Source organism: Thermocrispum municipale DSM 44069 (assembly GCF_000427825.1).
GTDB lineage: Bacteria > Actinomycetota > Actinomycetes > Mycobacteriales > Pseudonocardiaceae > Thermocrispum > Thermocrispum municipale.
The window spans coordinates 231,440-251,318 of record NZ_KE386593.1 but is presented as its reverse complement, the minus strand read 5'-3'; the positions used below and the strand labels follow the sequence as shown (position 1 = coordinate 251,318).

Annotated in this window: 17 protein-coding genes; 9 read left to right on the top strand and 8 right to left on the bottom strand. The window is 69.3% G+C overall.

Annotated features, from left to right (window positions below):
• Positions 1–26 precede the first annotated feature (26 nt).
• Positions 27–785 (bottom strand): SDR family NAD(P)-dependent oxidoreductase, encoded by a 759-nt coding sequence (locus tag YWM_RS0116580; RefSeq protein ID WP_028851639.1) that lies wholly within the window; start codon positions 783–785, stop codon positions 27–29.
• Positions 786–878: 93 nt separating this feature from the next.
• On the opposite strand from YWM_RS0116580, the gene YWM_RS0116575 reads away from it, so the two are divergent.
• Both YWM_RS0116575 and YWM_RS24160 read left to right on the top strand, forming a co-directional pair.
• Positions 879–3,026, top strand: a complete 2,148-nt coding sequence (locus tag YWM_RS0116575; protein ID WP_028851638.1) for a molybdopterin oxidoreductase family protein — start codon at positions 879–881, stop codon at positions 3,024–3,026.
• Positions 3,027–3,194: 168 nt separating this feature from the next.
• On the top strand, positions 3,195–4,160 hold the full coding sequence (locus tag YWM_RS24160; protein WP_052345014.1) for a hypothetical protein: 966 nt from the start codon (positions 3,195–3,197) through the stop codon (positions 4,158–4,160).
• On the opposite strand, the gene YWM_RS0116565 is transcribed toward YWM_RS24160, so the two are convergent.
• The 7 genes from YWM_RS0116565 to YWM_RS0116535 all read right to left on the bottom strand — a co-directional run bounded on the left by YWM_RS0116565 (position 4,096) and on the right by YWM_RS0116535 (position 14,295).
• Positions 4,096–5,193 (bottom strand): acyltransferase family protein, encoded by a 1,098-nt coding sequence (locus tag YWM_RS0116565; protein WP_028851637.1) that lies wholly within the window; start codon positions 5,191–5,193, stop codon positions 4,096–4,098. The two genes, YWM_RS24160 and YWM_RS0116565, sit on opposite strands and share 65 nt — an antisense overlap.
• A complete protein-coding gene (locus YWM_RS0116560; protein ID WP_028851636.1) occupies positions 5,190–6,371 on the bottom strand; it encodes an acyltransferase family protein in 1,182 nt (393 codons plus the stop codon). The genes YWM_RS0116565 and YWM_RS0116560 overlap by 4 nt, the downstream gene beginning before the upstream one ends.
• Positions 6,364–6,990 (bottom strand): hypothetical protein, encoded by a 627-nt coding sequence (locus YWM_RS0116555; protein ID WP_028851635.1) that lies wholly within the window; start codon positions 6,988–6,990, stop codon positions 6,364–6,366. The genes YWM_RS0116560 and YWM_RS0116555 overlap by 8 nt, the downstream gene beginning before the upstream one ends.
• Before the next feature lie 22 nt (positions 6,991–7,012).
• Positions 7,013–10,783 carry an FkbM family methyltransferase gene (locus YWM_RS24155; RefSeq protein ID WP_052345012.1) on the bottom strand — a complete coding sequence of 1,257 codons (3,771 nt, stop codon included), beginning with the start codon at positions 10,781–10,783 and terminating at the stop codon, positions 7,013–7,015.
• On the bottom strand, positions 10,773–12,011 hold the full coding sequence (locus tag YWM_RS0116545) for a flagellar basal body-associated FliL family protein (protein WP_028851634.1): 1,239 nt from the start codon (positions 12,009–12,011) through the stop codon (positions 10,773–10,775). Before YWM_RS0116545 ends, YWM_RS24155 begins: the two co-directional genes overlap by 11 nt.
• Positions 12,012–12,118: 107 nt before the next feature.
• A complete protein-coding gene (locus YWM_RS25345; protein WP_052345011.1) occupies positions 12,119–13,195 on the bottom strand; it encodes a methyltransferase domain-containing protein in 1,077 nt (358 codons plus the stop codon).
• A 2-nt stretch (positions 13,196–13,197) separates the two neighbouring features.
• Complete coding sequence (locus YWM_RS0116535; protein WP_028851633.1) at positions 13,198–14,295, bottom strand: flagellar basal body-associated FliL family protein; 1,098 nt, start codon at positions 14,293–14,295, stop codon at positions 13,198–13,200.
• Positions 14,296–14,410: 115 nt separating this feature from the next.
• On the opposite strand from YWM_RS0116535, the gene msrA reads away from it, so the two are divergent.
• From msrA to YWM_RS0116505, 7 genes are all read left to right on the top strand, one after another.
• A complete protein-coding gene (gene msrA / locus YWM_RS0116530; RefSeq protein WP_028851632.1) occupies positions 14,411–15,073 on the top strand; it encodes a peptide-methionine (S)-S-oxide reductase MsrA in 663 nt (220 codons plus the stop codon).
• Positions 15,074–15,151: 78 nt separating this feature from the next.
• Positions 15,152–15,454, top strand: a complete 303-nt coding sequence (locus tag YWM_RS24145) for a hypothetical protein (protein ID WP_052345009.1) — start codon at positions 15,152–15,154, stop codon at positions 15,452–15,454.
• Positions 15,455–15,457: 3 nt separating this feature from the next.
• Positions 15,458–17,086 carry an alpha/beta hydrolase gene (locus tag YWM_RS0116520; protein WP_028851631.1) on the top strand — a complete coding sequence of 543 codons (1,629 nt, stop codon included), beginning with the start codon at positions 15,458–15,460 and terminating at the stop codon, positions 17,084–17,086.
• A gap of 39 nt (positions 17,087–17,125) precedes the next feature.
• Positions 17,126–17,641 carry an LppA family lipoprotein gene (locus YWM_RS0116515; protein WP_028851630.1) on the top strand — a complete coding sequence of 172 codons (516 nt, stop codon included), beginning with the start codon at positions 17,126–17,128 and terminating at the stop codon, positions 17,639–17,641.
• Between the two features lie 207 nt (positions 17,642–17,848).
• Positions 17,849–18,637 carry an ESX secretion-associated protein EspG gene (locus tag YWM_RS25340; RefSeq protein WP_169721006.1) on the top strand — a complete coding sequence of 263 codons (789 nt, stop codon included), beginning with the start codon at positions 17,849–17,851 and terminating at the stop codon, positions 18,635–18,637.
• A gap of 196 nt (positions 18,638–18,833) precedes the next feature.
• Positions 18,834–19,262, top strand: a complete 429-nt coding sequence (locus tag YWM_RS26255) for a hypothetical protein (protein ID WP_156914814.1) — start codon at positions 18,834–18,836, stop codon at positions 19,260–19,262.
• Entirely contained in the window at positions 19,262–19,843 is a 582-nt protein-coding gene (locus tag YWM_RS0116505) for a DUF3558 family protein (RefSeq protein WP_245566075.1), read from the top strand. The genes YWM_RS26255 and YWM_RS0116505 overlap by 1 nt, the downstream gene beginning before the upstream one ends.
• The last annotated feature ends 36 nt before the right edge of the window (positions 19,844–19,879 follow it).

Here is a 19,879-nt window from a genome sequence, read left to right as displayed (position 1 = left end):
GGCTCGTCCTGGTCAGGATTCGTCGATCAGCGCGGGGCCATCCGCAGCGCGCCGTCCATCCGGACGACCTCGCCGTTGAGGTAGTCGTGCTCGATCAGGTTGACGGCCAGCTTCGCGTACTCCTCCGGCCTGCCGAGCCGCTTCGGGAACGGCACCCCGGCGGCCAGACCTGCCCGGAACTCGTCGGTCACGCCGGCCAGCATCGGCGTGTCCACGATGCCCGGCGCGATGGTGAGCACCCGGATGCCCTGCGAGGCCAGGTCACGGGCGGCGGGCAGCGTCATGCCCGCCACGCCCGCCTTGGACGCGGCGTAGGCGATCTGGCCGATCTGCCCCTCGAACGCGGCGATCGACGCGGTGTTGATCACCACGCCACGCTGGTCGTCGGCCAACGGTTCGGTCTTGGCCATCGCCTCGGCGGCCAGCCGCATGACGTTGAAGGTGCCGAGCAGGTTGACCTCCAGCACCTTGCGGAACAGGTCCAGATCGTGCGGCCCCTTCTTGGACAGCACGCGACCCGCCCAGCCGACACCGGCGCAGTTGACCGCCACCCGCAGCGGCACGCCCGCGTTCGCGGCCTTGTCCACGGCGGCCTGTACTTGCTCGGGGTTGGTCACGTCGGCTTCGACGTAGGTCACGCCGTCGGGGTGGGGCGCCTTGTCGATCGCCGGGGCGAGATCCAGCGCGAAGACGGTCGCGCCCTTGGCGGCGAGTGCGGCGGCGGTAGCGCCACCGAGCCCGGAAGCGCCACCCGTCACGATGGCCGAAGTCGATGCAAGTTCCATGCTGCGGAGATTAACTGACGTTCACTTCAGACGTTTGTCCAGCTTCGGCCGCCGGCCGTAGCCTTGGGTTCATCCCGAGGACGGAGCGGTGCGATGGTCGAGATCCACCACGCCAGCTGCACGCTGTGCGAGGCCACCTGCGGCATCACCGTCACCACCGACGGCGACCGGGTCGTCGACATCCGTGGCGACGAACGCGACCCGATCTCCCAGGGCTACATCTGCCCGAAGGCGACCGCGCTCGCGGACCTGCACCACGACCCGGACCGGCTCAAGCGTCCGGTGGTCAAGCGGGACGGCGAGTTCGTCGAGGTCGACTGGGACGAGGCGTTCGATCTGGTGGGCGAGCGGCTGCGGGCGGTCCGCAGCCGCCACGGCAAGGAAGCGCTCGGCGTCTACTACGGCAACCCGACCGCGCACAATCTCGGCCTGCTGTTGTTCGGGCTGCCCCTGTTCCGCTCGTTGGGGAGCCGGCACGTCTACTCGGCCACGTCGGTGGATCAGCTGCCGCACATGCTGGCCGCGCTGCTGATGTTCGGGCATCAGGCGTTGTTGCCGGTGCCGGACATCGACCGCACCGACCTGTTCGTGTGTCTCGGTGCCAACCCGCTGGTCTCCAACGGCAGCGTCATGACCGCGCCGAACATGCGTAAGCGGCTGCGGGCCGTCCGTGACCGCGGCCGGGTCGTCGTCATCGACCCGCGGCGGACGGAGTCCGCGAACTCGGCCGAGCACATCTTCATCCGGCCCGGCACCGACGCGCTGATGCTGTTGTCGGTGGTCAACGTGCTTTTCGCGGAAGATCTGGTGCGGCCGGGACGGCTCGCCGACCGGATGACCGGACTGGGTGAGCTGCGCGCCGCCGCCGAGGAGTTCCCACCGGAGCGAACTGCTCCCGTGACGGGCGTTTCCGCCGAGCGGGTCCGGGAACTGGCTCGCGCACTGGCGACCACCCAGCGGGCGGTGCTCTACGGCCGGGTCGGGGTCTGCACCCAGGAGTTCGGCGGCCTCGCCACGTGGCTGGTGGTCGTGGTCAATGCCCTGACCGGGCATCTGGACGAGCCCGGCGGGTACATGTTGAGCACCCCGGCGATCGACCCCGTGCCACTGGCGACGATGACCGGTCACGCCGGAAGCTTCGGCAGGTACCGCAGCCGGGTCCGCGGGTTGCCGGAGTTCGGTGGCGAGCTGCCGGTGGCCACGCTGGCGGAGGAGATCACCACACCGGGCCAGGGGCAGCTGCGCGCGTTGATCACCGCAGCGGGGAATCCGGTGCTGTCCACGCCGAACGGTCGGCAACTGGACGCGGCGCTGGACGACCTGGAGTTCATGGTCAGCATCGACCCCTACATCAACGAGACGACGCGGCACGCCGACGTCATCCTGCCGCCCACCGGGCCGTTGGAGCGGTCCCACTACGAGCTGCTGCTCACGCTGGTGTCGGCGCGGAACTGGGCGAAGTACAGCCCGGCGATGTTCGGACGAGGCGAGCACCAGCGGCACGACTGGGAGATCTGCCTCGAGCTGGCCGCGCGCATCCTCGGACCGGACTTCCTCCTGCTGCGCCAAGCAGGGCGGCTGAGCGTCTCGATGCTGCGCAAGCTCGGGCCGGAAGGCATCGTCGACCTCGGCCTGCGGGCCGGCCCGCACGGCACTCTTCGCGGTGGGCTGTCGCTGCGCAAACTGCGGAAACGGCCGCACGGCGTGGACCTCGGCCCGCTGGAGCGGCGGTTCCCCGAGCGGCTGGCCACCAAGGGCAAGAAGATCCATCTGGCGCCGCGGGAGTACCTGGACGACCTGCCTCGGCTCCGCCGGCGGATGGAAGCCTGGGAGCCGGGGGAGCTGGTGCTCATCGGACGGCGGCAGCTGCGCAGCAACAACTCGTGGATGCACAACTCCCAGCGGCTGGTCAAGGGCAAGCCGCGGTGCACGCTGCTCGTTCACCCTTCGGACGCGCAGCGGCTCGGACTGGCCGACGGCGAAGAGGCGTTGCTGTCCTCGGCGGTGGGCGAGGTCCGGGTGCCGGTCGAGGTCAGCGACGAGGTCATGCCGGGCGTGGTGAGCCTGCCGCACGGTTGGGGACACGGCAGGCGAGGGGTGCGGCTGTCCGTGGCGACCAAGAACCCGGGCGTCAGCATCAACGACGTCACCGACGACTCCTGTGTGGACGAGCTGACCGGGACGGCGGCGCTGTCCGGGCAGCGGGTCACCGTGCGGGCCCTGGCGGCCACACCGGTCTGACCGGGGACGGGCGCCCGGCACGGCAGCCACACCGGTATGCCAGGGGACAGCAGCACGACACGGCAGCCACACCGGTATGCCGGGGACAGCCGCCTCTGGCTCCGCCGATCCGGCGACGCGTGCACAAATGCCACGTAAGCGTCCGCCTCGCGCTCTACTCTGGCCGAGGTGATCAGCGAACCCGGGACGGCCGAGGCGGAGCGGCCGAGCCTCACCCGGCGGGCTCTCTGCTACGCGGCGATCGTCAGCGCGGTGCCGTATCTGGTGCTCAAGGTGCTCTGGGTGACCGGGTCGCGGGTGGGCATCACCGACCCACAATTCGGCGACGACGGCTCGCTGCTGGTGCTCAACGTGCTCACGCTCGCGATGGACGCGGCCGCGATCGCTCTGGTGCTCGCGTTCACCTACCCGTGGGGTCAGCGGGTGCCCGCGTGGCTGGTGTTGCTGCCGGTTTTCGTCGGTTGTGGACTGCTCGGGCCGATCGTGGTCGGTATACCGGTGGCCGTCGTCGCGACCGCGCTGGTCGACGCCCCACCGCCGCAGGCCGCGTTACCACTGGCCGGATGGGTGTACCCCTTGGTGTACGGCGGGTTCATGCTGCTGGGGATCTTCCTCGTGGCGGCCTTCTGGTTCTATGCGCGTTCGCGCTGGCCGCAGGTCTTCACCGCGCGCACACCGAAGCTGTCCGGCACGGAGTGGTCGCTGACCGCGGTGGGTTCGCCGTTGGCGTTGACCGCCGCGGTGTTGCTGCTCGTCGATGCGTTCCAGCCGAGTGAGGTTCAGTCGTCCGCCGCGGCCGTGGCCGTGGTGCGGACGCTGTTCGCGTTGGCGGCCGTCGTCGGCGTGGTGGGCTTCTATCCGTACGGCGGCCGCCGGTTCGCCCCGCCCATGCTTGCCGGGTGGTTCGGAGCGTCCTCACTGGTCGCGTGGGGCGCGTGGGGAGTGCTCACCGTGCTGGGTGGGGCCACCGTGGTGGCCCGGGCGGACACGATGGAGGTCGTCGGCGCCCTGGCGCAGCTGCTGGGTGGCGCGCTGCTCGCCCTGGTCCTCATCCGTGCTCAGCGCCGCGTCACCGCGCGGGAACCCGAGGGCGCGCATCGGCCCGCTTCTCCCGGGCGCGCACCCATCGGTTGATCGGCGCTTCGAAGAACCGATGGGCGATCTCGGTGACCGCTGCCAGCAGCAGCAAGGCCAGCACGAGCGTGAGGTCCGTGCCCAACGTGGGCGAAAGGCCGTCGAGCATCGGGTACAGGCACAGCGGGTGCAGCAGGTAGATCGCGTACGTGCGGGCTGACCACGCTTTCGTCAGCTTCGCTCGGCTGACCCGGTCCGACGACGCCATGGCCAGCACGACCACGCAGAAGACCAGCGCGAGCGTGCGGGGGTGCTCGGTGCCGGTGTGGAAGTGCCCACCGATCCGGTCGGCCCACACGAACAGCAGGAAATGCACCGAGCCGATACCGACACCCGCGGCCATCGGAACCTTGCCGGAACGCACCAGCGAAACCAGCATGCCGATGATCAGCACCGGGAAGTACGCGGCGATGATGCCGAACCGCCGGGTGGCCACGTCCTCCCCGTGGCTGGTGACGCCGAGGACGATGATCACCAGCGCGGCGGCCAGCGCGGGCGGGATCCACGCCTGGCGGCGCAGCAGCGGGATGGTCGCGGCGACGTAGGCGTAGAAGAAGATCTGCACCAGCAGCGTCCACGCCGGGCCGATGATGATCACTTCCGGGTCGGTGAAGAACCCGAGCAGGGTCGAGCCGGTCAGCAAGTCGAGCACGTCCATCGACTTCTGCTTGCTTTCCGACGTGTAGACGCCGATGTTGATCAAGATCCACGCGGCCAGCGACACCAGCAGCAACAGCGGGAAGATCCGCACCAGCCGTCGGCGGAGGAATTGCGGCGCCGTCTCCCTGCTGGCCACGTGCGTCACGACCAGGCCGCTGACCACCAGAAACGTGGAGACGCCGACGAACGACAGGTTCGGGTTCAGGTGCAGTGGGGCGATCACGTCCTGGTCGACCCAGGCCGACGCCCACCACTCGTGTCCGCGCGTCGAGTACCAGCCGGCGATGTGGGTGTAGACGACCAGCAACGACGCCAGCACCCGCAACAGGTCGAGACCGTAGTAGCGGGTCTTCCCGCCGGCCGGCGCCGTCATCGCGCGATCACCGCACCCAGCCGATGGACGGCCTCTGCCAGTGCCAACGTCACCGCCAGTGCGATGACGACGGCGAGCCCGAACGGCAGCTTGGCGTGGTAGAGCACGCCAAGCAGCGGATAGCCGATGGCACAAGCCAGCAGCGCCGCCGGGTACGCGCGCGACCCCAGCCAACGGACGAGACGAGCGCGGTCCACTCGACCACCGTGGGCGCAAGCTCGCACGGCCAGCAACGTCACCAGCGCCACGAATGTGAACGTCAGCGGCAGCCACTGCGCGGCCTGTGCGGCATACCCACGCTCGGCCGCGACGATGACCACCAGGCAGCCGACGCCCAGCGGGGCGGCCGCCCAGCCCGATCCCGGGTGCCTGCGGACGATCCACGCGAGCTGCCCGACGAGCCCGAACAAGCACCACGTCACCAGCTGCCCGAACTCGTGGTACCAGCCGCCCGCATCGGTTCCGGTCAACGCGATCAGCCCGATCACGACCAACTGGAGCGCAAGCCCGCCGAGCGCGAGCCACCGGCCACGGGTCAGCATCGGCGCCGTGACTGCGATCAACACCGCGATGAACGCGGCGGCGGTGACGCCCCACCCCAGCCCGATCAGCGCGTCCTGCCCGGTCACCCGGTCGACCAGCAGCAGATTCATCGGCAACGTCATGCCGTCCGGATCGGCCCGCCGCGGCTCGGTCAGCGGCTCGGCGTCACCGAACAGCAGCACGAAGCTGATCAGGCCGGCCAGCAGGTACGGCAGGTACCCGAGCGCCACGACCCGCCAGAGCAACCGGCCGCGACCACCGGGCTCGGCGAGGCGGCTGCACGCCCAGAACCCGCCCGCGGCCAGCAGCAGCCCGACACCGAACAGCCCGAAGTCGGCGCCGATCCCGAGCGGGAACGTCACCCACTCCCGGACGGCCAGCACCAGGTCGGGAGTGAAGCCGTGGCGCACCGGCCAGAGCGCGACCAGGTAGCTGTACAGCACCAGCACCGCACCCACCGCCGCCGTGACGTACATGCCCGCGGGCCGCGGAGGTTCGGGTTCGTCCTGGACCACCGGGATGGGCTGGGTGGTCCAGTTCGCTGCTTCCGCCCACGGGTCGGCTCCTGCCGGTTGCCAGGCCTGTGGGACCGGCGGCCGATCCGGTTCCGGTCGCAGCCGTGTCGTGTCAGTCATCCGGCTCGACCGCCTGGATCTGCGCGGTGAGGACCTGGAAGAACTTCGCCTCGGCCGATGCGCGACGCGGTCCGCGAAACTCCACCCGCACCACGATGTCGCCGTGCTGGTAGTGCGCCCGCCCGCCTGGTTCCGCCGGGTTGTCCATCCCGATCACGCCCGCGTGGACACCCGGCGGAGTCGGCTTGTCCGCCCGCTCGAAGCCGTAGTCCCGTTGCAGGGCGGCGAGTTCCTCGGTGGCCAGGCGCGCCCGGTGCCTGCTCGGCATCTGCACCAGCAACACGATGGCCCGGCCACTGTCGAACTTGCTGACCGCCAGCCGCACCCGGTCCGCGCCGTTCTCGTGGAGGGCCAGCAGTTCCTCGCGAGTCAACATCCGCTGGCCGGCCACCGCGGCCAGCGAGTCCACCGTCGCGTAGTTCTCCTTGGCGCCACCGATCTCGGCGACGGCCATCGGGTCGACCGGGGAGCGGCCCGACTCGCCGATCGGCGGGGCACCGCGGGCGTGCTTGAGCGGCAGATGCTGACCCCACGCCAGCCAACCGGTGACGCCCAGCGTGACGATCACGATGGCGGCGACGACGGTCGTGACGATCCGACCCGCTCTGCTCGACCTCATCGCCAACCCCCGAAGCGCCGGATCAGCGTGGATGCAGCCACAACGTGAGGAATCCCGTCTTCTCGGCGCGCGCCAACCGTACGAGGTCGGCGTCGTCGACGGAACCCTCCTTCGGGCGGTCTGTGCCCACCATCACCACGTCGTAGCCCAGCTGCCGGTACAGGTCCAGTGCGGAGAGCGGATCGTCGCCCAGTTCCTCGATGGCCTCCGGGCAGAACTCGCACACCACGTCGGGCTTGTCCCGGTTCAGCACCTCGGTCAACCCGGCCAGCGCGCGGTGGTCCCTGCCCTGCAGGTCCACCTTCACCACGGTGACCGTCGCGGACCGGACTTCGGGCACGTGATCCAGCCGCACCGCGGGCATCTCCGACTTCTCGTCCGCGGACCGGCTGGCGCGGACGCGATGGTCGCCGCTGTTGTCGTCGTCCGGGTTGATCAGCTCGACCACGCCGTCGTTGTCCCACGCGGCCACCGGCAACAGGTGCACGCGGGAGGCCACCGACTCAGGCAGGTTCACCGTGACGTTGCGTTCGAGGCACTCGAAATTGGTCGGATGCACCTCGACCGCGATAGCCTTCTCGACCTGCGGGCAGGACCGCAGCAGGCGCAGCGTGTGGTAGCCGACGTGCGCGCCGACGTCGAGGAACGCGCCGGGCCGCTCGGTCATCAACCGGTGCAGCAGGGCGGCTTCGGCCGGCTCCCACGAGCGGTGATAGACGATCCAGTCCCGCACGACGGCGTCCTGCGGCATGAGCAGCGCGCCCGCGTCGCAGAGCACCACGTCCATGCCGTCGGGGACCGGCGTGTGCAGCACCCGTGCGGCTTCCTGGACCGCGTCGACCTCACGCCGCAGCCGCTGGATCTCGTGCTCGTCGTTGTCCGCCCGTGCGTCGCGCGTGGCGAACATCTCGTGTGTCCAGCTCTCGTAGCGCTGGATCCGGTCGCTGAGTTTGTCCAGGTCGGAAGACGTCGGAGTGTGGGCAAGAGCCGCGCGCAGCTCCGCCAGCTTGTCGGCGACGGCGTTGACCTCGCGAATGGCGTGCGACGCCCGTTTCGCTGCCGGACTCGCGACTCGGTCGACCTCGATCCGGACCTTCTCGGCCAGCATCGCGTCCTGCGCCGCCAGCCGCGCTTCCAGGCTCTCGATCCGGGCCAGCAGCAGTGCGTTCGACTGCTCGACACCCTCGGCCAGGGCCGCGTGCACACCGCGCTGGTGCACGTCGTAGTGGTCGAGCGCCCGCAGCACCGCCTTGCGCATGGCGGGCGCACCCGGCAGTCGGGACGGCGTGTTCGGGTTCGGAGCCTGGTCCACCTTGCCGCGGGCGGCCCGCAGCGGGTCGAGCGGATCGACCGGCGCGGCCTGCGCGGCAGCGGCCGCGCGCCGGGCCTGCCACTTGTCGTAGGCCTGGCGCAGTTGGGTGGCCATCCACTCCGACGCGGCCTTCATCGTGCGGGTGCGCAGGATGTGTTCGCGGGCGGCTCGTCCCCGTCGCGCGGCTTCCTCGGGGTTGTCCGCCACTTCGCGCATCGCCGCCGCGGCGGCCTCCAGGTCGGGGTCCGCCCACACCGCGTCCGCGTGGTACGGGAAATTCCCCTCGCCGACCGGGACGAGCCGGTACGGAATCGGCCACCCGGTGGTCTCGTCGAAGAACTCCGTGGTGGAGGAGTAATCGGTGCTGATCACCGGCAGCGCGCGGGCCATCGCCTCGGCCACGGTCAGCCCGAAACCCTCCGAGCGGTGCAGCGACACGTAGCAGTCGGCGCTGCGGTACAACTCGTCGAGCTCCGCCACGCTCAGGTAACGCTCGACCAGCTCGATCCGCTCGTCGCCTGCGGCCAGCACCCGCAACCGCTCCGCGTTGTGCGGATTCTTGTCGCCGTTGATCGCTTTGATCGTCAGCCGCACGTCGTCCCGGCCGGGGAACGCCCGCTGGAACGCCTTCACCAGGCCCCACGGGTTCTTCCGCTCCCCGACGGAGTTGAAGTCGAACGCGAACAGGAACCGGACGACATCGCCCGCTCGGCGCTCGCGGCGCGCGGGCTCGCCCGGGTCGCGCACCGGAACCGGGATGGTCTTCACCGGAACGGTCGCGGCGGCCGCGATGGCTTCCCGGCAGAAGTCGCTGACCGTCCACACCTCGTCGACCAGGTCGAACGCGTTGTGCTGCCACGCGGGAAAGTCCTCCAGCTCCCACGCCCACAGCCCGATGGTGTAGCGCTCGTGCGCCAGCTCCGGGTAATTGGCCAGGATCACCGGGGTCTGGTCGGCGTTGACCGCCAGCACGGTCACCGGGAAGCGGGGGCGGCCGACGGTGCCGTCGTGCTGCACGCCGGTGCGGTTGGACAGCGACCGCTCCTCGACCACGGACACCACGTCGATGCCCGCCTGCGCGATCGCCTTGTGCACGATCCGGCCCATCTCGCCGAGGCCGAGCTCGGCCGTGAGGTAGCCGGCCAGGTTCACGCCGAAGGTGTCCTCGGGCGAGGTCTTCGGCCCCGGCTCGCCCGGCACGGCCCACTCCGGCAACAGGCCTTCGGACACGCCGGAGCCTGCGCACCAATGCCGGAACGCCTCGGCGTCCTGCCCGGTCGGCTTGGGGAACGCCAGCTGCAGGTCGACCCGGCTGTGCCAGGCGGCCATCGCCAAGCGATGCAGACCAGCGGCCGCTTGCGCCTGGTCTTCCGGCGACGTCAGCCATTCCCGCAGTGCGCTGCCGCCGTCCGGGCCGAACGCGTGCGGCGGGATCTCCGGCCGGAGCCGCGGCGACGGGAGATTGACGTCCGGGCCTTCCGCCGCGACCCAACCGGCCCGGAAGACGCGGCGCATGCTCTTGGTCAACGGCGTGCCGTCCGGGAACTTGTTGAAGCCGTACGGAATGGATTCCAGCGTCTCGGCGTAGCCCGCCTCGCGCAGCGCGGCGCCGTAGGCATCGCACAGCTCGCGCAACACCGGGTGCTCCGACAGCAGCACGCGCGGCTTGCGGGCACAGTGCAACGTCAGCAGCCACGGCCGCTCCGGCCGGTAGCCGCTGAAGTGGAAGAACCGCAGCGGCGAGCCGCCCGCGGTCACCGTGCCGTCGGCCGTCTTGGTCAGCGGCCGCTCGTGCAGGTTCCAGTAGGCGACGTTGAAGCCGGGGTCGCGCAGCACGGTGTGCTCGAACAGCGCGGGCACCTGGTCCACCCAGCGCTGGTCGGTGAACAGCTGCTCCTCGGGCGCCACGATCGCGTCGTGCCGCAGCCGCTCGGCCCAGAAGTCCAGGAACTCCTCCGAACCGGGACCGGTGGCCAGGAAGCCGAGGTTGAACACCCCCGTGCCCATGATCACCGCTTCGCCCGGCTCCAGCCCGTCCCGCGGCAGCGGTTCGGTGAAGTGTGGCGTCAGCACCAGCTGGTGTTCGCGGGCCAGCTCGGCGACCTCGGGCATCGGCCGGTAGACGGTGATGTCCGGGTCCAGGTAGATGACCACGTCGCGGCCCTTGCGGCGCAGCTCGCGCAGCACATACGGCTTGACCGCGGTTGCCAGCTCGGTAACGTCGTAGGCCGTCGCCATCCGTAGGTAGTCCTGCTCGGCGATGCCGAACTCGGACGGGCCGATGATGTTCGCCTCGGTGACCTCGGTCAGGTCCGGGCCGGCCCCGGCGACGTCGGCGTCGATCACCGCGATGACGAACTCGTGGTCCGGGTGCTGGCGGCGGTAGGACCTGGCCAGCACGCGGGCCGCGGGGACGTAGTTTCGTGCGACGACCGTGCAGGCGGTCACCTGCACGGTCGTGTCGTGGTCCTCAGCTGCCATCGGCAGGCAGCTCCTCCAGCTGCGCGTTCAGCACGTTCTCGAACTCGCTCCGGGCTTCGTCGAGCTTCTTGTCGCTGCGCAGCTCGATCCGGACGATCACGTTGCCGCTCAAGTAGTGCGCGCGGATCTCCGAGCCGTTGTCGGTGTTGATCTCGGTGACCTCCACCGCGTCCGGCGCGCCCTTCATCGGCTTGGCGTTGTTGTCGATCTGGATCTTGCGCAGCTGCTTGACCGCGGTCGCACCGGTCTTCGCCGAGTCGGTCGCGGCGAGCACGATCGTGACGTTGCCTGCTTCGCCGAGGTGCTGGACGTGGAACTTGGTGTCGCCGGCACCCGCCTTGCGGTAGGCGTCCAGCTCCTTCTTGTTGAAGTAGTTCTTGTCCGGCATGTCGTCGAACGTGCTGACCTCGGGGTGCGCCTCGGCGTCACCCGGCAGGTCGGCGAGCGGCAGCGGGTCCGGCTCCTCGCTCGGGGAGGTCGGGGGCGCGCTGGTCTGTCCGCTCGGCGGAGCCTGCTGAGACGTCTTGTCTCCGGGGCCCGCGGTCGGCTGGCCGGAGTCCTGGCCCCACAGCAGCCAGGCGCCGACACCGATGCCCGCCAGCAACAACACAGCGAGCACCACACCGATGATCTTGCCCGCGCGGCCCTTCTCCTCGTCCTCCTCACCGAACTCCGGGCCTTGCGTCACCCAGTCCGGCTCGGTCGGCGGGGCGATCGGCGGGAACTCGTCGCCACCCCACACCGGGGCTTCCTCCTGTTGCGGCGCGCCCTGCCAACCGGGCTGCTGCGGCGGGTAGCCCGGCTGCTGGAAACCGCCGGGCGGCGACATCGGCTGCTGCGGGAAGCCACCCGACGACGGCTGCTGGTAGGGCGGCGGGTACGGCGGCTGCTGGGTCTCCCACTGCGGGACGGCCTGCGTGGCGTCGGCGTCGGGAGAGTACTTCGGCGTCGGGTCGGCAGGCGGCGTGCGGACGACCTGCGTGGCATCGGGGTTGTCCGACTGCCCGGCATTCGACACCAACTGGGTGGAGTCGGCGTCGCCGGGCTGCTGGGGCTGCTGCGCGGGGCTGACGATCTGCGTCGCCTCGGCACTCGTGCCGGCTTCCTCACCCGGTGGCGCGACGGCCGAAGACAGCACCTGATCACGACGGACCCGATACTCGTCGGCAGTGATGTTGCCTGCCGAGAAGTCCTCGTCGAGCTTGCGCAGCTCTTCCTGCCAGGACACCCCTGGCACCCCCTTCCGGGCTCAAGTCGTACGGCGCTGACAGCGCGAGACTGGCACATTGTCCCCGGCCGGTGAACCGTTGACGCAGGCACCTACCAAGTCGTGACCTAATCAGCGGCCCGGATGAGGTACGTGTAGCTGTCCCAATACCCGTCGGAGTAATGGTCCTCGACGCGTGAGATGACCTGATTGCCGCAATGCTGCACGATGTCGCGCAACAAGTGGTCCGGCACCGCATGCATCTCGACGCCCCGAGTGGCGTCGTCGGGTCGTTCGGCCGGGGCTGGCATCGGCTCGCCCATGACGTTGACGCCGACCCGGTGCACGGGGTTGCCCGCTTGCGACCACCACGTGATCAATTCCTGCACCATGTCGAATTCGAGCTGGTAGTCGCCGGGCTCGGGCGGGGCGGTGACGGTCAGCGGCAGGTCGACCGTGCCGCCCGCGGGCACGTCGTGCGGCAGATCGGCCCGGCCGTCGTCCTGCACGACCATCTCGTCACCGCGGCGCCAATGGTTGCCCAGACGCAGCTGGACGCCGGCAGGCCAGGTCTGGGTGCTCTCGTTGCGCAGCCGCACCGTCAGCCGTGCCGACTCACTCGGGCGGAGAGTCGCCGGCGGCTCGAGCGGTTCGAACCGTGCGCGCAGGGCTTCGGGCGGCAGCGGTTGTGGTAGTCGTGGCTCGGTGACGATCTGCAGCACCAGCACGCCGCCGGGCGCGAGCACCCGGTTCAGTTCGACCAGGTAGCGCAACTGGGCCAGCGGCGGCGCGTGCTGGACGACCACCAGGCTCACCACGGAGTCGAACTCGCCGTCGGCGAACGGCAGCAGGGTGCCGTCGTAGGCCTGGAACTCGAGGCTTCCCGGGTGCCGGTTGTACTGGCGGGCGCGCTCGACCATCGACGACGCGATGTCCACCCCGACGACCGAGGTGACGTCCGGCAGTGCGGCGATGGCGTTGCTGAGCCTGCCCACCCCGCAGCCGAAGTCGAGCACCCGGCCGCGCAACCGCAGCGAGTGCTCCGCCAGGTGCTTGACGACCAGGTCGATGTCGGCCACCCCGGTGGCCATGAACTCGTCGAGGTCCCAGTCGGCGCTCTTCTCGGCCGGGTACGGCATGATCGCCCACAGCGGGTCGTCGTTGCCGAGGCGTTCCCACGTCGCGCGGTTGCGTTCGACTCCCACGCTCACCTCTCGTTGGGCGGCAGCGTCCTGGTGATGTCGTCGAGCAGGACGGTCATTTCCTTCTTCAGCAGCTGGTTGTCGCCGCCCGGTGTGGCCACGATGCCGAGCCGGATGGTCTTGGTGCCGGAGGTGTAGATGACCCGGTACACGCTGACGTCGTCGGACAACTTGCGGTAGGTCGGCAGTTTCGCATGCCCGGGCAGACCGTCGGACTTGGGCACACGGCTGGCGCTGAGTTTGCGCATCGCCTTCGCGGTCGCTTCCGTCTTGGCTCGCGAGGAGTTCTCCGCGACCAGCACGACGTAAGCCAGCTCCGCCTTGCCGACGCGGCGGCTGGACCCCTTCCAGGTCACGCGCTCCACGTCGGTGGTGTCCAGCAGCGCGGCCTCGTCGACACCGAACAGCTTGCGTTGGGCGGCCTCGGCGGGCGTGTAGGTGCCGCTGTTGCGGTTGAGCACACCGGGCAGCTGGGGGAGCTCGTCGACCAGGCCGGAGACGGACCCGGGACCGGAGGAGCCGGCGCGCGGGGCGGGCGATGCCTGCGTGGTCGTCTTCTGCGGCGGAGCGGCGCTCGGCGGGGTGTCGGTGTTCTCGGTGGAGCTGAACCACCACACGGTGCCGCCGATCAGCACCGCGACCACGATGCCGACCGCGACGAGGACCTTGCCCTTGCCCGTCGAGGCCTCCTCCGGCGCCGCGGGCAGCGCCTGGTCTTGCGTGCCGATCCGGTTCGGCATGGCGCGGGGCGGAGTCTGCTGGGGTGGTACCGGCGGGGGCGGCGCGGCGGGCCGCTCGTACGGCTTCGTCTCCTGTGCCGGTGGCTTCGCCGGGTAGGGGATCGAGTCGGTCGGCTGTTCGTCGGCCGGGCTCGGTGCGGTGGTGGGCCGGTCGGTGGCCAGCAGGTCCTGCGCGGACACCGGTGGCTTGCCCGGCGTGATCCGCTCCTTCTCGGTCGGCGCGTCCGTGGACTGCCGGGGCCGCGCCGGGGCGGACGAGGCCTCCGCGAGCAGTTCTTCCCGCCGGGACACGTACTGCGCCTTGGTCAGCTTGCCAGCCGCGAGGTCAGCGTCGAGTTTGCGCAGCTCCTCTTGCCAGCTCATCTCCCAGTCCTTCCCCCGCCGTGTGCGCAGCATACGATGCCGGAAAAACCCGTCCGAGTGAACACGTACCACGTCGTCGGAGCCGTTCAATCCGATACGGTGGCATGCTGGTGTCATGTGGCTTTCCCGTGACAAGACCGCGATGATCACCGCCGATGAGGCGCTGCCGGGCCGCAGCGAACCGCTGCAGGTCGACGAGCAGCACGCCGTGCTGGGGTCCAAGATCACGCCCCCGTTCCCGGAGGGCAGCAAGACCGCGGTGTTCGGCATGGGCTGCTTCTGGGGCGCGGAACGCCTTTTCTGGCAGCTGGACGGCGTGTTGGCGACCGCGGCGGGCTACGCCGGTGGGTTCACGCCGAACCCGACGTACGAGGAGGTCTGCACCGGGCGCACCGGGCACGCCGAGGTCGTGCTGGTGGTCTACGACCCGCAGCGGATCACCTACGAACAGCTGCTGAAGGTGTTCTGGGAGAACCACGACCCGACGCAGGGCATGCGGCAGGGCAACGACGTCGGCACGCAGTACCGCTCGGCCATCTACTGGGCCGACGAGGAACAGCGGGAAGCCGCCGAGACGTCGGCGAAGAACTACGAGGCCGCGCTGCGTGATGCCGGCATGGGTTCGGTGACGACGGAGATCGCGCAGGCGGGCCCGTTCTACTACGCCGAGACCTACCACCAGCAGTACCTGCACAAGAACCCGATGGGTTACTGCGGCATCGGCGGCACCGGGGTGGCCTGCCAGATCGGTACCGGTGTGCCGAGCTCCGGCGAGTAAACCGGCTTTGCGCAAAGTCGCCGTGTAGCGGTCCGGCTTGTGCCATCCTGTGCGCGAACTGACGCAGGGGGTGCGGATATGCCGGACATCGGCGTCGCGCCGCGGTCGCTGCGAGCCGCGGCGAAAGGCACGCGGGAGCTGGCCGACGAGCTGCGGACGGTCGACCCGCGGGTGGCGGACCCGATTGCGCGGGCGATGCCGGGCTCCGGCGCCGCGAAGCATGCCGCGCAGGTCGGTGACTTCTGGCAGACACGGCTCTCCGAGAACGTGTCGTCGTTGGAGGATCGCGCGACGAAGCTGGCCGAGGCCGCCGACACCTACGACGGCGGTGAGCGCGCGGGCGAGGCGGACTTCAGCGGCTTGACCCCGGCGGAGACGTGAGCCGTGGGCGACTGGGACACGATCGCCGGCTGGAGTCCGGCGGAGCTGAAAGCGGTCGGTGACGACCTGGCCGCGGAGCTGAAGCGCTTACGCGGAACCGAGGCCGAGCTGCGGGACGCGACCACGCCCGCCGAGTGGGAGGGCGAAGCCGCCGAAGCGGCGAAGCGCTCGTTGGCCGAGATCGAGCGTGGCCTGCTGCATCGGGTCGAGGAGTTCGCGATGCTGCGGGCCGCGGTGGACGACGCGGCGGAGCGTCTCGAGCGGCTGCACGGGGCGATGCACGGCGCCGCCGAGTTCGCCCGCGCGCACGATTTCGAGATCGCCGGCGGTGTGGTGCGGCCGCGACCCGGTGCTCCCGCGAACCCGGATCCGGATGTGCGTGCACACCTGGAGGCGCAGGTGCAGCAGATCGTCCGTACCGGGTTGGACATCGACGCGGACCTGACGACGGTGATGCGGTCGGTGCTCGACGGCAAAGGCCACAGCGACGCGTCGACGATGACCAAGGCGGCGGCCGCCGGTGCCGAGTCCGGCCAGTCCACGTTGCTGGATCCACCGAAGGACGCCACGCCTGCGCAGAACAAGGCGTGGTGGGACACGCTGTCGGACGACGAGCGGAAGTGGCTGATCGCGCAGCGGCCGGAGTTGATCGGGAACCGGAAGGGCATCCCGTACCAGGCCAGGCACGAAGCCAACGTCAACCGGATCGCGCTCGAGCGGGAGAAGCTGCGCGAGCTCCGCGAGAACCTCAAGGACTGGACGTTCGTGCTGGAGCGCGCCAAGGAGGTCGGTATCGGCAAGACGATCTCCGACCTGCGGGGCATCGACGAGAAGCTCAAGGCGCTCGATGTGCTGGAGCGGCAGGCCGAGGACAACTCGATCGTCTCGTTGGACACTTCGGGCGATCGGGTCCGGGCCGCGGTCGCGATCGGCGATGTCGACAACGCCGACTACGTGGCGGTGTACACCCCGGGGATGAATTCCGCGGTCGAGGACAACATGAACCGGTACGTCGACGAGCTGCGTGAGGTCAACCAGTACGCGCAGGACATGCTGGCGGGCACCGGTGAGACGGTCGCGACGGTGGTGTGGATGGACTACGAGCCGCCGAAGACCAGCGTGGACGAGATCGTGGAAGGCATCTTCGACGATCGTGCGGAGGACGGGGCGAAGCGGCTCGCCGCCGAGCTGGAGGGCCTCGAGGCCAGCCGGATGGACGACCCACCTGAGCGGATCACGGCCATCGGGCACTCGTACGGATCGCTGACCACCGCGTTGGCGCTGCGGGAGAGTGACGCGGCGGACGCGTTCGTCTCGCAGGGTTCGCCGGGCTGGAACGGTGACGACGGCCTGAAGGTGCCTGCCGGCGAGCTGTACAACCTGCGCACGGATGGCGACTTGATCGCCGGCTCCGGTTGGTACGGCGGCAGTCCGGAGAATTACGACGGCGTGCGACAACTCGAAACCGACGACGCGGTGACGGCTGATGGCGAGCGGCTCGCCGGCTCGGAGGGCCACAGCGGGTACACCGAGGCGGACCGGCGTCAGTCGACCAGCGAGTACAACACGGCGGCGGTCATCACAGGTCGGGACGATCTGTTGATCGAACGCGAGCACGCTGACAGCAGATGACATCCGGCTTGTCCGGCCGACGACCCAGATGAGAGCGGTATGACCCCGGAAGAACAGTTCGCCGAGCTGCTGCAACGGCCCGACGTGGAGCAGGCCAAGCAGCGGTACGAGGACATGCAGGCCGAGATTCGCGGCGCCCTGTCCGAGCGGCTCGCGTTACCGGAGTGGGAGACGGATCCGGCAACGGCCAGTGAGGCTCCGTGCGGCGATTTCCCCGACGTGCATCCGTTCAACACGGCGACGTTCGGCTTGCCGTTGTGGTCGACGAAGGGGCCGCTCGATCCGGACCAGTGGAGCGTGGCCAAGGACGTGCTGCGCGAGGTCGCTGAGCGGTACGGGTTCCGCGAGGTCTCACTCGAGGTCGACCGCCAGGCGAATCCCGTGGTGCAGTTGTCCGACGGGCGGGGCGCCACCGTGCGACTCATGGTGAATCCACAGGACAGGGTGGTGTTGCGCGTCGACGCCGGGTGTCATTTGAAGCCCGAGGTCAAGAGGCTGGGGCGGCCGCTGAACGAGGCGGAGATGGAGGAGTATCGGCGCAGGCCGCGGTCGTGAGTTCGGGGCGCCTGGTCAGCCTGTCGCTCACCGTCTCGTCAACCGGTCGACTTGGCTCCTGGTCAGCCGACGCTCATCGCCCCGGTCGGCCCGATCTCGACGGCCGATCGTCGGGTTGATCGGGTGAAGTGTGGTGTTCGCAGCTCGGAGCGGGTCGGGCTGCGTTAGGGTTTTCGCCGGGAATGAGGAGTTCTGGGGGAGGACCGGGTGGTTTCGGCTCGTCTGTCATTGCCCGCCGTCGACTTTTTGTTCGAGGACCTGAAGCTGGGGCGGCCGCCGCAGCCGTTCGACGTGCCCTCGGTCGGCGAGACGATGGATGAACGTCAGCGGTTGCGCGAGGCCACGTACCGAGTGCTGGAACGCAGCGGGGTCATGGACGGCGGGCGGGTGAACCCGCAGATCGAGGCCCTGCTGGTGGTGCTAGCGAAGGCACCCGTCACGGTGTCGTTGAGTGGCGATGTCGAGGGCGCGATCCTCCTGGCGCGGGCGTGCTCGGACGGCCAGGACGCCGTTGTCGCTCATCAGGAAGGCAACGCGTTGATCGTGCGGTCGGTGCGGCCGGTCGCGGTCGTCCCGGAGTTGTTGTCGTTGCTGCCCAACATCGCCGCTGGTGAGGGGACCGAGGAGCGCATGGCCATGCCGACCCCGGCGGCCGAACCCGTGGTGGACGAGGACGAGTACAACCCGATGGCCGCCGCCCGCGCGGTATCGACCCGCGCCCGCGAAGGCAGCGGCGTGATGCGCCTGTTCTCCCGGCCCCGTCTCGGCTTCGGCGCCATCACCGCTCACGTGCGGAAACCGGTGCCGGGCGGGGTGCCGCGCTGGGAGCGGGCCTGCCAGCTGACGTGGTGGGATTTCGACCAGGAGTACGGCGCCGGGCCCGGGCGATGGTTCACCACCATCGACGGCGATCCCCCGCAGGTCACCTTGCACCCGGGCGACAGCCGCCGGATCGCCTCCTTCGTGCAACGTGCGCTCGCTCCCCATCTGGAGTGAGTGGTGGAACGAACGCCGGATTCGGGACATCCAAGTGGCAAAGGCAAACGCCGCACCGCTTGGCCAGGGCACGCGCGGCTGGATCGGTCGTCGAGGTTCCGGCCACCGACGGGCGAGGTCCAACCAAAGCACCCTTTTCGGTCACCGGATCCGGCTAAACTAGTGCCGCACACGCAGCGTGAGGGGGATAGTACGCATGGCTCTCGTGCCCACCGGCCCGACTCGTGAGGCGATCAGCTGGAACGAACTGTTCGGCTCCGCTGAGAAGAACTCTGCGGCTCTCAAGGGGGCAAAGGCTTTCCGTGACGCGGCAAAGGGGGGCAAGTTCGCCGTCGATCCTGATCAGGCAGAGAAAGCTTTGACGGAGCTTTACAATGCTGAAGCATGCGTGGACAGTGCCCTTCTGGTCGCTCGCGAACTAGGCCAAGCCCCGCCGGTCGGGGGCAGCCCGTTTGCTTCAGTCACCGCAGGCCCGTCATACGCGGAAGCAGGACGATCCGCCGCTGACGCTGTCGAAGCGACCAAAAAGGTGCTCGGGTACTACCGAGAAGGTATCGAAGCCGCGATGAAGAACTACCGGCAGCTTGACGACGATGCGGCTAGCTCGTTCGGGAGTAAAGCTTGATGGTGAATTCTGTCCGGACACGGCACGTGCTCGTGACGACGGTTGCGGCGGGGCTACTTGCGACAAGTGCAGCGTCGTGCTCCACGGAAGCAGGGCAAGCTGTTGGTGGGGACCACAATTCGCCGCCATCTTCGTCGGTGTCCTCAAAAGGTCCCGGCGACTCGGTTGGCGCGCTGAGAGATGTCGTAGCTTGTGATTTGATCACGACTGAAGAGCGCGATCAGATCGCCACAAATTTCAAGGTCATTAATCGGGGCCCGATCGGCGGGAGCGCCGACAGCTGCACCCAGCAGTCTGAGTACGGGCCTGATGGCGGCGTCACCATAAGTATCAGTATCCGACCGGAGCAGGTCATCGAGGACTATGTGGCGGCATCGACCGACAAGATCACTGACAGTGAAGTCGCCGGTAGACCGGCCAAGCAGATCACCAATAGTGGAGGCACATGCATTGTGACGTTCGCTGCTGAGCGTGGCCGGGTGGATGTCTCAGTGGCGACGCGGTCGGTCAAGGATTCCTGTGACATCGCCGACCACCTGACGGAAATCGTCGAGTCGAGGGTTCCGGAACCGACCACGTAGCTGAGGGGGATGCAACATGGTCAGTGACAGACGACG

Excerpts from the sequence above, each read along its gene's own strand:
- YWM_RS0116580 (WP_028851639.1), bottom strand. The coding sequence starts at position 785 with ATGGAACTTGCATCGACTTCGGCCATCGTGACGGGTGGCGCTTCCGGG.
- YWM_RS0116575 (WP_028851638.1), top strand. The coding sequence starts at position 879 with ATGGTCGAGATCCACCACGCCAGCTGCACGCTGTGCGAGGCCACCTGC.
- YWM_RS0116565 (WP_028851637.1), bottom strand. The coding sequence starts at position 5,193 with ATGACGGCGCCGGCCGGCGGGAAGACCCGCTACTACGGTCTCGACCTG.
- YWM_RS0116560 (WP_028851636.1), bottom strand. The coding sequence starts at position 6,371 with ATGACTGACACGACACGGCTGCGACCGGAACCGGATCGGCCGCCGGTC.
- YWM_RS0116555 (WP_028851635.1), bottom strand. The coding sequence starts at position 6,990 with ATGAGGTCGAGCAGAGCGGGTCGGATCGTCACGACCGTCGTCGCCGCC.
- YWM_RS24155 (WP_052345012.1), bottom strand. The coding sequence starts at position 10,783 with ATGGCAGCTGAGGACCACGACACGACCGTGCAGGTGACCGCCTGCACG.
- YWM_RS0116535 (WP_028851633.1), bottom strand. The coding sequence starts at position 14,295 with ATGAGCTGGCAAGAGGAGCTGCGCAAACTCGACGCTGACCTCGCGGCT.
- msrA (WP_028851632.1), top strand. The coding sequence starts at position 14,411 with ATGTGGCTTTCCCGTGACAAGACCGCGATGATCACCGCCGATGAGGCG.
- YWM_RS24145 (WP_052345009.1), top strand. The coding sequence starts at position 15,152 with ATGCCGGACATCGGCGTCGCGCCGCGGTCGCTGCGAGCCGCGGCGAAA.
- YWM_RS0116515 (WP_028851630.1), top strand. The coding sequence starts at position 17,126 with ATGACCCCGGAAGAACAGTTCGCCGAGCTGCTGCAACGGCCCGACGTG.
- YWM_RS26255 (WP_156914814.1), top strand. The coding sequence starts at position 18,834 with ATGGCTCTCGTGCCCACCGGCCCGACTCGTGAGGCGATCAGCTGGAAC.
- YWM_RS0116505 (WP_245566075.1), top strand. The coding sequence starts at position 19,262 with ATGGTGAATTCTGTCCGGACACGGCACGTGCTCGTGACGACGGTTGCG.